This is a genomic window from Mucilaginibacter lacusdianchii, from assembly GCF_009770985.1.
Taxonomy (GTDB): domain Bacteria; phylum Bacteroidota; class Bacteroidia; order Sphingobacteriales; family Sphingobacteriaceae; genus Mucilaginibacter; species Mucilaginibacter lacusdianchii.
The window spans coordinates 57,894-70,574 of the sequence record NZ_WSRW01000005.1 but is presented as its reverse complement, the minus strand read 5'-3'; the positions used below and the strand labels follow the sequence as shown (position 1 = coordinate 70,574).

The 12,681-nt window shown below is 52.8% G+C and carries 17 protein-coding genes; all 17 read right to left on the bottom strand.

Annotated features, from left to right (window positions below):
* Position 1: 1 nt before the first annotated feature.
* The 17 genes from GPM24_RS19925 to GPM24_RS19845 all read right to left on the bottom strand — a co-directional run bounded on the left by GPM24_RS19925 (position 2) and on the right by GPM24_RS19845 (position 12,642).
* Positions 2–793: a DUF4138 domain-containing protein gene (locus GPM24_RS19925; RefSeq protein ID WP_158829086.1), complete on the bottom strand. Its 792-nt coding sequence runs from the start codon at positions 791–793 to the stop codon at positions 2–4.
* A 1-nt stretch (position 794) separates the two neighbouring features.
* Entirely contained in the window at positions 795–1,952 is a 1,158-nt protein-coding gene (locus GPM24_RS19920; protein ID WP_158829084.1) for a conjugative transposon protein TraM, read from the bottom strand.
* The gene (locus tag GPM24_RS19915) at positions 1,942–2,370 is read right to left on the bottom strand and encodes a hypothetical protein (RefSeq protein ID WP_158829082.1); all 429 of its coding nucleotides are present in this window, start codon (positions 2,368–2,370) and stop codon (positions 1,942–1,944) included. The genes GPM24_RS19920 and GPM24_RS19915 overlap by 11 nt, the downstream gene beginning before the upstream one ends.
* A complete protein-coding gene (traK, locus tag GPM24_RS19910; protein ID WP_439650798.1) occupies positions 2,348–3,007 on the bottom strand; it encodes a conjugative transposon protein TraK in 660 nt (219 codons plus the stop codon). Before traK ends, GPM24_RS19915 begins: the two co-directional genes overlap by 23 nt.
* Before the next feature lie 23 nt (positions 3,008–3,030).
* Positions 3,031–4,182 (bottom strand): TraJ family protein, encoded by a 1,152-nt coding sequence (locus tag GPM24_RS19905; protein ID WP_158829080.1) that lies wholly within the window; start codon positions 4,180–4,182, stop codon positions 3,031–3,033.
* On the bottom strand, positions 4,179–4,958 hold the full coding sequence (locus tag GPM24_RS19900) for a hypothetical protein (protein WP_158829078.1): 780 nt from the start codon (positions 4,956–4,958) through the stop codon (positions 4,179–4,181). Before GPM24_RS19900 ends, GPM24_RS19905 begins: the two co-directional genes overlap by 4 nt.
* Entirely contained in the window at positions 4,955–5,617 is a 663-nt protein-coding gene (locus GPM24_RS19895; protein WP_158829076.1) for a hypothetical protein, read from the bottom strand. The genes GPM24_RS19900 and GPM24_RS19895 overlap by 4 nt, the downstream gene beginning before the upstream one ends.
* Positions 5,614–6,276 carry a hypothetical protein gene (locus tag GPM24_RS19890; protein ID WP_233268912.1) on the bottom strand — a complete coding sequence of 221 codons (663 nt, stop codon included), beginning with the start codon at positions 6,274–6,276 and terminating at the stop codon, positions 5,614–5,616. The genes GPM24_RS19895 and GPM24_RS19890 overlap by 4 nt, the downstream gene beginning before the upstream one ends.
* On the bottom strand, positions 6,273–6,947 hold the full coding sequence (locus tag GPM24_RS19885; RefSeq protein WP_158829072.1) for a hypothetical protein: 675 nt from the start codon (positions 6,945–6,947) through the stop codon (positions 6,273–6,275). The genes GPM24_RS19890 and GPM24_RS19885 overlap by 4 nt, the downstream gene beginning before the upstream one ends.
* A complete protein-coding gene (locus GPM24_RS19880; RefSeq protein ID WP_158829070.1) occupies positions 6,931–9,363 on the bottom strand; it encodes a TraG family conjugative transposon ATPase in 2,433 nt (810 codons plus the stop codon). Before GPM24_RS19880 ends, GPM24_RS19885 begins: the two co-directional genes overlap by 17 nt.
* Complete coding sequence (locus GPM24_RS19875) at positions 9,341–9,628, bottom strand: plasmid transfer protein (protein ID WP_158829068.1); 288 nt, start codon at positions 9,626–9,628, stop codon at positions 9,341–9,343. Before GPM24_RS19875 ends, GPM24_RS19880 begins: the two co-directional genes overlap by 23 nt.
* A gap of 1 nt (position 9,629) precedes the next feature.
* On the bottom strand, positions 9,630–9,935 hold the full coding sequence (locus tag GPM24_RS19870) for a DUF4134 domain-containing protein (RefSeq protein WP_158829066.1): 306 nt from the start codon (positions 9,933–9,935) through the stop codon (positions 9,630–9,632).
* Between the two features lie 167 nt (positions 9,936–10,102).
* Positions 10,103–10,396 (bottom strand): DUF4134 family protein, encoded by a 294-nt coding sequence (locus GPM24_RS19865; protein WP_158829064.1) that lies wholly within the window; start codon positions 10,394–10,396, stop codon positions 10,103–10,105.
* Position 10,397: 1 nt separating this feature from the next.
* Positions 10,398–10,688: a hypothetical protein gene (locus tag GPM24_RS19860; protein ID WP_158829062.1), complete on the bottom strand. Its 291-nt coding sequence runs from the start codon at positions 10,686–10,688 to the stop codon at positions 10,398–10,400.
* Positions 10,685–11,032: a hypothetical protein gene (locus GPM24_RS19855; protein ID WP_158829060.1), complete on the bottom strand. Its 348-nt coding sequence runs from the start codon at positions 11,030–11,032 to the stop codon at positions 10,685–10,687. Before GPM24_RS19855 ends, GPM24_RS19860 begins: the two co-directional genes overlap by 4 nt.
* The gene (locus tag GPM24_RS19850; protein WP_158829058.1) at positions 11,020–11,643 is read right to left on the bottom strand and encodes a ParA family protein; all 624 of its coding nucleotides are present in this window, start codon (positions 11,641–11,643) and stop codon (positions 11,020–11,022) included. Before GPM24_RS19850 ends, GPM24_RS19855 begins: the two co-directional genes overlap by 13 nt.
* A gap of 12 nt (positions 11,644–11,655) precedes the next feature.
* Positions 11,656–12,642: a relaxase/mobilization nuclease domain-containing protein gene (locus GPM24_RS19845; RefSeq protein WP_158829056.1), complete on the bottom strand. Its 987-nt coding sequence runs from the start codon at positions 12,640–12,642 to the stop codon at positions 11,656–11,658.
* Positions 12,643–12,681: the final 39 nt, after the last annotated feature.

Genomic DNA, 12,681 nt, shown 5'->3' with positions numbered 1-12,681 from the left:
ATTAAAACGATATGACGTCTGCATCCAAAACGTCCTGGTAAGCAATACGCAGGGTTAACGTGCGCCCGGAGAGCGGCTTTTCGCTCAGCTCGATCGTCAGCCGCTTATGCCCGGGATAGGAGATTTTTTTAAACACAAAGATGTTGCGGTACCCCCTGCTGAACTGGGGGATGTCAAATAAGGTAAAGACCGGCTTGATCTCAACCGACTGGTTGTTGGCAGCCTTCGTCACTTTCTGATCTTCGACCCGAAAACGCAGGGCGTCAACGCTGTACTGCAGACGGGTCTTGTTGTCGAAGCCCAGATCCAGAAAGAGGTAATCACCGGCAGCGTAGATGTGATTGAGCCGGCCTTTCAAACCGAACGCCTGCGCGTTTCCGATTTTTCGGTCCGGCTTTCTGGCAAACAGGCGCAGCGACAAAGCGTGCAGCTGCGGTTCAGAAAAAGTCACGCCGGAAATATTCAGCGGCCGCATGTCCTCGGGGCCAATTTCGATGGTCTGCGGGCCGCCCCTGCCCTGAACCACGCGGTATTGCGCCATGTACTTCTCACCGGCAATGGTAACCGTCGCATCGGGAAAAGTTCTGGCACTGTCCTTCCATTTCAAGCGGAAGACGTTTTTGAGGGGCAGGTCGCCGGTCAGAGTCTTGGTAGAGATGTCCACATAACGGATGGGTTCCGGCGAAAGAAAATGCACAGTGGCATCGGCCGCAAGGCTTACGGTGTCATTGGGCTGCGCCATAGCCGCGGCGGAAAGCAGCATCAACAAGAAGTACATTGTAGGTTTTTTCATGTCAGTAAGTTTTTTGCGCTTTCTGTAGCGCATCGGGATCAATGAGGTAGATGAAAGAGTTGAATTTGAGCTTGGCTTTGTTTTTTCGGATGATACCGGCGATGGCTGATGAGGTAGACTGAAAGAACTTATCCAGCGTACTCATCATGAACTGGCTGGTTCCGGAACCGCCGTCCAGCGTGATTCCTTGAACGGAACTGCCGCCAAGGTCTTTGCTAAAGTCACGAAAGGCAGACGCCGGCACATACAGGCCCGGCAGGCCGTCCTGATCGTAGATATCCAGTCTGACGGGCAAAATCTTTCCGGCAATCAGGATGGAAGTTACGGCCAGCGTCACCCGCTGCCCGGAAAAACCGGTCACCTGCGCATACAGGTAGGTGTCTTTGGGAATGATCTGGCCTCCGGCCTGAATATCGTCGAGCAGTTTCAACCTGATTCGCGAGCCTGCATACCCAGTGACATTTTCATCGATCACCGCGCCAATAAAGGAAAGGCGTTCTTCGGGGATGATGGTATTAAAATCAGAACCGGCACCGCCGGCTTTGCTCACGTTCAGCTTCGGTGCGCTTAAACGGGCTTTCGTCAATTGGTCTGCAAACTGCTTCTTACGCTGCTCCTCCTTCCAGGCAGGGTCATTCTGCCGCGTGAGGCTGTCCATGATACTCATCTGCTGGCGGAAGACGTCCATCGGATCTGCTGAACGGGTTGTGGGGACGGATCTTTCCGTAGACCGCTGCCGGATAGCGGCGACCGCTGCAGACACGTCAGGATGGTTCATGCGGGCGACATTGCCGGCAGGCAGATGAAGTGCAGCAGGGATACGCATCAACTGCTGCATAGAGTCGATTCTTCGCTGCTGAGCACCTGCAGCCAGATCGTTATCGCCCGGGCCGCCGGACTTTTCGGCAGGAATGGCCGCTACCGCACTCAAGCCGTCAGCTTCCTTGTAAGCATTCCGGTAAGCGTCCAGCTTATCGGCCAGCTGCCTGCGGCGTACAGCTCCCGAGACGCTACCCATGTTCGGATTAAGGCTATCCTGCGCCTGCGCTGCTGTCTGCGGCTTTCCTTTAGAACTGTGCCAGACGTAGAAGAACAGGCAGAAGAAAGGAAGCAGGATCAGCGGCAGCACGAATTTGGGCTGTTTAAAGTTAATGTTCATATCGAGGATGGATTAATATTTTTTGAAGAGCAGCCAAGCTGTCCAGCGCCCGGTTCAACCTAACACTATCCGCACCGGTCAACCGCGGTTTTTTCGCAAGGCTGTCGATAAGTCCTTTCAGTTCGATGGTCTTCCGTAGCCTGGCCGTGGTATGCATCAGCTGCCTAAATCCGTCACTGACTTCCACGGCCCTGGCCGCCTGCTGCCCGCGGCCGGCAGGCGGCCGGGGCCTGGTAAAGGAAAGCACGGCGGAAAGGGCAAGCAGTACCGCCATGAATGCGAAGGTCCATTTTGGTTTTTTGCTGACCAAAGCCTTGAGGCCTGTTCCGGCAGCGCCGAAGTAGCGTCCAAATTCCCTGCGCAGTTCCCGCTGGAGGGTATCCTTCGGGTCTCGGTTAGAATGTATTCTTTTCCACATTGGAGATATCTTTATTTTCCAAGGTTTTCCAGCCGGTGATAATGACCCCGTGAGGATTATTATCGCTCCTGGGGATATCTTTAAGGCTGCCTTCCGTAATGAGGGAGCGGACGACGGTCGAGCTTCGCCGGTCAATCTTCAGGCGGCCGTAATAGCGGAAAATTTTCCGGATCGGATCTATGTGAATGGAGTCTGTTTCCAAAGTCAAAACAGAGCTGGACGACAGAATGGAATTGAAAAAGCCGTTTTCCTTTAAATTGTTGTACTGCTTCATCCCGGACTCGTCAATGAGATACATAGCTTTTTTCATCTGGTATTCCATGTAGTTATCATCAGGCGTCAGGGAGAAAAACAGCGAGTGGAAAAGATCGATATGTGCCCGGTATTCCGCCGGGCGGTTCATCTGCATATCAGTCTGGCGCGCCAGGATAGGCACATTGTTATCGAGGATGTAAATGTTTTTTTGCGCATTAGACACGAGGCGGTAAGTGCACACGGCGTTGATGGCGACAATCGCCAGCGCTGCCAGCAAACTGCCGGCAGAAAGAAAAGTAGCCAGGCGGATCTTGGATTCGATATTTCGGATAATCATAATAGCATCTAAAAGAAAGGCCGGCACGAGATCATGCCGGCCCATTGGCGTGGTTAAAAAAACAGGGATTAAAAGAAAGAACCGGTGATCTTGCGTGCACTTGCCCACACCGTGCCGGCACTGCGGCCAAAGGTGGAGGAGGCGCTACTGATGCCGGAAGTGGAGATGATCCAGGTGGAAATGCTGGGCACGGTAAACATACAGATGGCGCCGATCATAAACACGATGATGACCGTTCCAAAGGAAAGGATGCCGTTGCCGGCAAACAGGGCCATTTTTTCAATGTTGGCACTGAGCCCGTCCTCCCCGACCAGTTCCTTGTATTTACTGATCTCTGAATTCAAAGCATATTCCTGCATCAGCCCGCAGAGGTACATGATGAGGTACGCAATACCCGAGTACAGGTTTACTGAAATGAAACGCGCGATCCAGGTGCTGAAGCTATCGCGAAAGGCAGGCAGAATGCTCACTGCAACCGCAAAGGGTCCGAGGATAATGAGGATGGTCGAATAAATGATTTGGATCAGGAACACGATGTACACGGCCAGCCGCAGAATCCAGATGCCCAGCAGCTCCAGGAGCTGCGTAAAAAGGAGCTGCATACCGACGGTGAGGCGGTTTTTGAGTTCAAGCAGCGGCGACACCACCGTGCTAATGCCTTCCTTGACCGTGCTGGTGACGGTGTCCCATGCCTGACCGTACCAGGTATCGCTTTCCTTTTCGGCGACCTCAGTCTGCGCCTGAAAGGTATACAACGAATTGGCCACGGCCAGCATGAGAGTAGAGCGGGTGTAGCGCAGATTGTTCACAATAGTCTGCTCACTTTGAAACATCTGCTCGGTTTGATTAGCGACCAGGTCTGTCGGGAAGGCCAGCATCTTCACGAAGACGCCCCACCAGAGAATGATCATGGCCAGGCCAAACGGCCTGAGGAGCGGCATCACTTCCAATTGTTTGTCACCCACCATCATCTCATAGGAGCGGATCGCAAAAAAAATGATCATAAAAATAGCGGCGAGCGCTTTGGCATCGGTGATAAAAAAATCAAAGTGGCTCCAGACGGAATCTTTGAGCCCTTTTAAGAACACCATCATGCCTGTCTCATACACGCCATCACCCTGAAGGAACTCCAAGGTTTTGTGATCGCCGGAAGTACTTTGTCCGAAGGCTACACCGACCAGCGCAACCAGCAGAAACGATAAAATAATTTTCTTTTTCATTGAACATGTTGTAAGACTTGGTTGGCAATCTCAATATCTGTCTGCGGTGTCCAGCGGGAGACGGTAACCGATCCCGCCTTCAGTCGCTGCTGGTTAACGGTCATTTGGAGCGTTCTTGCCGCAGCGGATGTACGAATGGCCCAGACGCCGGCGAGTTTCCGGTACTCCATCAGGTAGCGGTGGTAAGCAAGTATCCGGCTTCCCCGGTCAAGATTGGTGGCATGTGCCGCTGTGATCCGCTCACCCAGCATATCCAGCTCGTTTTTGTACCAGGCATACAGGCCATCGCTCAGCAGCTCCTGGGTTACCGCCGGCGAAAGTCCGGCGAGTATGCGTGCCGCAGAATGGTTAATGACCGGGTCCAGTTCGCTTTTATAGTAGAGCTGCCAGAGCGGATCAGCATCCGTAATCAGCCCTGACTGACCAGCGATCTCGGACAACGCCGTGCTCCGGACCGTGTCAGACTGCAGTCTATAACTGTTGTCGGTAGCGTTCAGCGCGGCTATCAGGGCCAGCCGCTGGGTTTGTGGCCCGGTGGCGCTGAGCGGACGGCGGTCTGTCTTGTGATAGCTTGGGTGAAACAGGCCCCAGACCAGCCAGTAGTAAGGGTTCAAACTGAGAAAACCTGCTTTGGGCGTGAACTTGTTCTGGTCCCACTGCAGGCTCACCATTCGTTCCTGCTGGTAGCGGACACTTTCGTCCCGTATGGCGGACTGCGCTAGACAGTGCTGCCCGGGCAGCAAAAACCCCAGGGTAACAATTAAAAATATTTTCATGGTTTTAAATATTTAGCTTGCTGAATGATGCGGTTGACGACGGCCTGATCCTGAGCGAGATAAGCCGCAAAAGGTGTGGCCGAGGCCATCAGCCCACGCTGGCGGGCCCAATAAATGCTTTTCCAGGCGCCGTAGGCCAGACCGTCCAGGATCTGCAGCTGCTGCGTGACCTTTCGCAATAGCTGATCGCGTGCATTGTAGTCGGCCAGGACATTATCGCCTTCTTTCAAAATGAAACTGGAAACGTCCGTCACCAAAGCTGTCGCACGGGTGCGCATCTGCGCGGCGATGCTTCCGGCAAAAAGCAGCAAATAGGGCTGGTCCCTGGCGATGTCCAGCGCCTGATTCACATAACGGCTCATATCGGCGATGATCACCCCCATGTTCCTGACGGCTAATCCGTCTTTCAATGCGGAGTTGACGTTGGATAAGCTTTCATAAATGATGGTCTGTGCCAGCACTACCGAGCTCATATTCGTGTTCAGGTCATCAATGTTCCCGGAGATTTTGGACAAATACTGCTCATGGGTACTTTCGGCCGCGCTCCGGACCGTGCCGTTCTGCAGCACGGTAGCCAGATGCTGCCGGTCGACGACGACGCGCTGTGCCCGGCAGCAAAGGGACAGCAGCAGCAGAATAATGACATCAAGATATTTCATTTAAGATATTTGGCATTTTGTAAAATCTGACCGGCCAGCTGCTTGTCGGCATCAATAAAATTTTGAAAGGGATTAGCGGCCCGGAGCAGTGAGGCCAGGCTGGCGTACTGCATCATATTCAGCATATTCCCGGAGAGCTCCTGCACGGTGCTGAGCTCGGACAACACATAATCGAATAAGATCTTGCGGTCTGACGCTTTCATCTGATTAATGTCGCCGTAGGAAAGGGTCAGGCCCGTGACGAACCGCAAAAGGCTTTCTGCCCGGGCCGCAAAGGTGAGTGCTGATTCGTAGCCAATGGCGATCAGTGCCGGATTCCGGCGCACCAGCGTGATGATCTGCGCCTGGTAACTGACGATCCGGCTGACCATGGGGCCGGCGTTAAGGCCGATCTGCGCCACATTGATGGCCGTCCCGAGCGTCGAATACCTTTGCTGCAGCTCCCGGTAAGTCTTTTTGATCCGGGCCAGCACGGTCAAGTTAGCCTGCTCGTTCACATTTACGCCCGCCTGTTTTGTACGGGCCTGCTGCTGGAGGTCATACTCATTTTCGGAAGCGCCGATAAGCTGATGCATGGCGGCTATATCCAATACTTTCTGCTGGGCGAAGGCATGCTGCAACCATAACGTCAGCAACGTGATGAATAGTAATCGAATCATGGTTTGAGGTATTTTGCGTTGGTGAGCACGTCGTTCGCAATCCGGACATCCTGGCTTTGCCATGCTGCCCAGGGATTGAGCGAGCGCAGAACGCCGTTCATCCTGGCCCAGTACATCGACCGGTTCATGCCGTAGGCAATTCCCCGCAAGATCCGCATTTCCTGAGCGATATGATTGAGGAGCTTTCCACGCTCTCCGGAGTCCATCAGATTTGCGGAACCGCCTTTCAGCACAAAGGCGCTGACATCCGCCGCCAGCAAAGTCGCCCGGGTCTCAAAGTCCCTGGCACCCTGCTGGGCAAACAGCAGCAGGACCGGATCGGATGCTGCCAACTTAACGGCGCCTTCCACATCCTTTAGGATATCGGACCCGCAGTCGGCAATCTCCTTGATGGTCGTGAGATTATTGAGGACGGCAGCAACCTGGCTTAAGCCGTTATAAATCCGGTTTTGGAGATTGCTGACGACAGCCAGCTGGCTGCCCACCGCCAGCTGGCCCCTTTGGATCAGATCCAGCTTATTGTTGGTCGTATTGAGCTGGCCGTTGATCACGCCGGCATGTGCCGCAATCGCGCCGGAGACGGTCGGATCCACCACCAGTTCCTGGGCCAAAGCAGGAAAGGACAAGTGCAGGAAACAGAGCAGAACGATAGTTTTAAAGAGGATTTTCATAAGCAATTTGATTGACATGGGTAATGAATGCAGACAGGGATTGGCCACTGTTTTTCAAATCCCTGACAAACGCATCCAGACCAGCGGGATAGGAGTCATAAACAGCAGCGTAGAATTCCACAGCAGATTTTTCAGGCTTTTCGGTCGTGTAGGTCAGATACTGTTTCAGCGACACCTCCACGCCGTAAACCTCCCCGGTTGCGCCCCGGCGGATGTAGACTTCCTTGAAGCGGCCCCGCCCTTCGGCATTATCCAGCTGGTTGATCGTGAAAATCTTGCGACGTTCTGTCTCGTTGATTGACAGCAAGGCTGCAATCTGCTGATAGTTATCCTTGAACTTGGTCTGGTCCAAAAGGCAGATCGTGTCCGAATTGTTGATGATGCTGTCCTTCACCACGGCGTTGCCGATGATATCACCCAGTTCCTGGGTCACGACAATGGCTTCTCCCCAGAACTTGCGCACCGTCTTGTATAGGTATAGCAGGTACCCTGCCATCAGCGGACTGGCAATAGCCTTCCAGGCTTCCTCCACGACCAGCGTCTTCCGGCGGTCCGAGCGGTAGCGCATTTTCTGGATGAATACATCCATAATGATGAGCGTGACTATGGGGAAGAGGATCTTGTGTTCTTTGATAGAATCGATCTCGAAGACAATAAATCTTTCACTGAACAATGAGCGGTCAGCGTCCTTGTTCAAAATCGTCTCAAATTCGCCTTCTCGATAAAATTTCTTGAGCACATACCGGAACTCATCGAAATCGAAGCTGATATTTTCAGCCTGTTTGATCTCAGGTATTTTGTCCAGTGCGAATTCGTAGAAGGTATTGAAGCTCAGCTCAGTATTTTGGGCGAAAGCCCGTTGGTAATAAGCGGAAATGACTTGCGCCACCACATCGCGCTCCACCGGCGAAAATACGCCCTCTGCCCCTTTCCAGGCTACGCCGATCAGCGTACACAAAAAATCCTTCTTTTCGATATTGTATTCGGCTTCGGAAATCTGGAACGGGTTCATGGTGATCGGCGACCGGTCTGAATAGGTGATGTACTTTCCGCCATAATAACTGCACAAGCCGGAGTACGAGTGGCCGGTATCGACAATTACCATGTCCATATTGTAAAGCATGTACTGCTCCATGAGGGCATTCATAAAAAAGCTTTTGCCCGAGCCGCTCGGACCGAGCACGAACTTGTTACGGTTGTTGATCCTGCCGGTCCGCATGGGCAGGTCCGCCGGATCGATACCTACCGGAATGCCCTGACGGTCGGTAAACCGCAGGAGAAAATCTGATGGTTCGTCCCGGGGAAGCGACTCCTTGAAGAAAAAGCAGGCGGCCGCATCACAGGTGGTCAAAAACCAGTCATATTCTTTCATCTCCACGCCGTTGCCGGGCAACAGGGTCCGGAAGAGCTCCAGCTGATTGTAAGCATTCCGGCTCGGGATAACGCCCAGTTGAAACAACGAACTCTCCACGAAATTTGTCGCCTTCTGAATCTCAGATGTGGCCGCTGTCACCACAATATTAAAGTGGCAGTTGACCAGCAGCTGGTTGTCGCGGGCGACATCGGTCAGCAGCGCATCAATGTCCTCTACGCACAACTGATTCGCCGGGTCCGGCATACCCGAGTGTCTTTTCTTTTTCTGTTCCAGTTTGCGGAGCACGACTGCTTGGTTTGGGATCTCGATGAGCTGATGAAAAACAATCGCCTGGGCAGCTGGTACCCGAAACAAAAAAGACAACATGTCCACCGGAAAGCCGCGCAAACTTTCCTTATCATGGAGCTCGATATGGGCACCCACTTCCGGCGGAAGGTCTATGCTGTCGATGTTGACCAGGGATATGGACCTGACCGCTTTGTCGCCGATGGTAAGCTGCGTATCTCCGGGCAGAATGTTATTGAGCACTAGGTTAGAGCTGCCGAATTCCATGCCGAGCAGCTCCAGCACCAACAGATTGATCTCCGCTTCCTGCAGCGTTCTGGCGGAAGGCAGCAGGTCCAGCACTTTGGTTACCGCCTGCGTAAACAGGATAACCGATTTCGGATCATAGACGTAAAACGCCCCTTTTTTGATCTGCCGGGTAATGGTAAGATAGGTTTGCAGCCGGACGCATTCCCGGCCCTCGAAATGCTCATCGTAGGCCTGCTGGAGGTATTCCGGACTCGGTGTCCGCCGGTAAGCCTGCCGGCTGATAATATCATGTTTCTGCAGCAGATATCCGTCACCTAGTACCTTGACCAGATTGATCAGCAGATAGTGAAATTCCTCGTAAGCGCCGGGATGCGCAGAAAAACGCAGGACCGGGTTGGTCAGGGTAAGGACAGCCGACAATTCTCCGTTCTGGCCAATCAGCAGATCATAACCGCCGATATGGTCGACGCCGGCATAAGGAATATTAAACAATGTTTTTTGGGCCATAATGATGAAGAATAAAAATGGTCATACTGCGGCTCTTGGCATGCAGGCCGCCTTTCTGACGGGTGGCGGTGTAAAGCAGGCCACCGGTTACCGCGCCGACCAGGACGACTGCACCCAGCCACATGTTGACCAGCGACATCGTCAGCGCACCCAGGATGAGGCCGGTCAGCAAAAAGCCAATGCCCCAGTAGATAAACTTGCCTTTGAAACCTTTGAAAATAAGGGGCTTTTGGAGCCCCTTATAAATCGCATACTTCCGGATCATCTTACAAGCCGAAGAATGCTTTGACCACCAGTGCGGAAACCACTAGGAAAACGCAGGAGCCGCCCCAGCCCATCAGCTCCTTGTTGATGTCCTGATCGCCGCTGTTCCATTTAGAATAGACCCGAATGGCACCGACAATACCAACAATGCCGCCGATGACCAGCGTAATGTTGCTGACAGGGTCCACATAGGTTTTCAGTGTTGAAGTTGCGGTGTTCAGGCCGTTGACACCACTTTGCGCGAAGGCTGGAACAGTAAAAGCCAACAGCAGCGCTGCGGCCAGTAATTTTTTTATTTTGTTAAACATGAAAGAAAAAAAAGAGAATCAGGCGGTGACCTTTTAAGGCTGCCGGAGCGGCAGCCGGGTATGATAGAACGGCGTTCAGGTCACGAAACGCTTGTCAGAGCACCCAAAATGGAATGTGAGGTTTTGTTGAAGTAAGAGCGGGAATCCTTTAAAAGGTAAACAGGCGATCAGATTCCGAACAGAGCCTGCAGGAACGTCCCGGAGAGGACGACAAAGATGGCGGCAAAAAGCCAGGCTGCGACCTCCGCATCCATGCGGGGCTTGCCCATCTGCCAGTTGTGATAGATCCTGACTGCGCCGAAGCTCCCCAGCAGGGTGGCCAAGACCAGGGCGAGATCAAAAGCCGAGAAAAACGATGAGGCCAACTGCTGTCGGGCCTGCTGCATTTCGGCAATGCCGGGCTGTGCCTGCAGTTGCAGACTCAGCAGGCAGATAGCAGTAAGGGTGAGGTATCGCTTCATGTCAGAAACTTACCGGGCGGATGTACTCAATGGCCTCTTCCTGAGCCAGTCTGAAAATGTCTTTCAGTTTCACACCGCCGGAGGAAACCACGGAAGACACATCAGCTGATGCAGCCGGCCCATGGTCTTGGGATTCGGCTGGCAGCGGAACAAACTCCTCTACGAAGGTGAGTTCATGAGGATCATCTCCGAAAGGCCGCCTTTTGGCTTGCAGCAGTTCCCAGATGATCAGCCCGCCATAATACAGGATGTAGATTGCAGCGAGCCAGATGATAAATTGAAACCAAGTCATAATTCTAAGTTTTGAAGGTAATGTTTAATGGTTTGTTTCAGTTCAGGATGCGTGTCAAAGAGGTGATGGACAGCAAAGGCGACCAGCTTGGTCACGTCAACGCCGGCAGCCAGCTTGAAGCGATTCATCAGGTCGACAGTTTTCGTATCGAAGCGCACATGTACCATCGCTTTGTAGTTGCTGTTGTCAAAAGACTGAACGGCCTGAACGATTTCTGCAGGGCCAGCTGCTGCTTTTTTAGAAACGCGGGATTTTTCTTTTGCAGCCTCCGCCTTCGGTTTGGACGCTCCAGGTTTAGTCAGCTCCTCCCGCAGCTGATCGGCCAGGCTTTTCAGGTTTTCCATAAGCTTTGAAAGATGGGGTCGAATACAGGTGTTACCAGTGGCAACAGGGACAAGGGCGTATGAAAGGTGCTGATGCGCTGGAAGTCGATGCGGTCAGGTATGACCGGTGTAATGGGCCCAAACTTGGCCAGTTGCTCATTCACATCCTGCATGATCTCGAATTTCACATTAGCCTTTATCCGGTTGGGAATAAAGAATATCTTCGCTTTCGGGTTAATCCGCTTGAAGACCACGGTGAAAAGTACCGTAGATTCATACGTAAACTCGTCGTAGGAGAACGGACAGATCATGATATCCGCAGACTGAAAAACCGGGATCAGGCCGTCATCGTCAAGCTTGCCGGGCAGGTCGATGAGTACCGCATGGCCTTTGTTTTTGCTCAGTACATTGTGCAGGACGGGATACGTTTCCAGCGTAGATGGCAGCACCTCATAAGGCTCTGCGTTTTCCAGCACCTTGGCCTTGTCAAATTTCTGGGCAATGGACTGCTGGTAATCCATATCAATGATCGTGGCCTCCCGGTCCCTGGCCAGCGTCAGGAAATTGGCAGATAGTACGGTGAGGGTGCTCTTTCCGACGCCGCCCTTTTGGTTTCCGAATAAATAGTTCATAATTAATTTGTATTAGCGGGTATTGGTTCTGGCTTTTCGTTTACGGCGCCGGTTGCGGCCCAGGATCGCCTCATCATCAATGTCGGCAGCAATGGAAACCGGACGAACATAAACCGGTGCGGGCGTTTCAGGCGCTGTCGCAGCTGGTGCTGTTGCATTCCAGACCAAGGGTACCAGGCTTTCCCCAACAAGCGATTGCCTTACGGTCAGACCGGCGGACAGCAGATGTTTTAAATTCAGGATTTCGCTGCCTTTAAACACCTGACGCGTTTGATGATCAATGACCGTATAGCCGTACGGCTGCCTGCCCTCTGCTGAATGAAAAATGATATCCAGCTGAAAATGCTGCCGCATCAAATTCGCGAAATCCGGTTGCTGCCGGTACGCTTCAAACCAGCTGCGGATCTGCGCTGCCCGCGCCTTGTCGGGCAGGTGTTTGTTCACCAAAGCCTGCAATTTCTGCTCATCAAAGTCTTTCCCGGCATATCCGGCTCGCTCGAGTAATAAATAGAATTGCGCTTTGGTGCTGATCTGGTAGCTTTGCGCAAATTCAAAGCCCAGCACCCGGGCCAGCATCTGCTGCGCCCGGACCTTCTCAAAGGCGCTATTGATCTTCTTACCCCCTTTGTCCACCCTGGAGGTGACGGCATGCGCATGATTATGCGCCGTATCCTGATGAAAGATAATGAGGTAAGGCTGCTCACCGTAACCCATTTCGCCGAGCCATTTAACCGCCGTACCGGCCAGCTCCTCTTTGGTGTACAAGTCTCCTTTTGAGGAAAATACTACATGGAATTGCGGCTGGGTGACGCGTTTGTTCTGTGAGGAAATCAGCTGCAGGTAGTTGATGTAATCCTGCGGCCGCAGCCGACCTAATCCCTCAAGCGCACCAAAATTAGCCGCCTGCATCAGCTCGCCTTGGTTACGGTCGATCTTATCCGTGTTATAGGTCACTCCGGCAAACCCGGCCGAGGACTTAGGCAAAATTTTGACGATCATAAAGCTATAAGGCATATAGAGCCTGGGGTGGCCCACTAA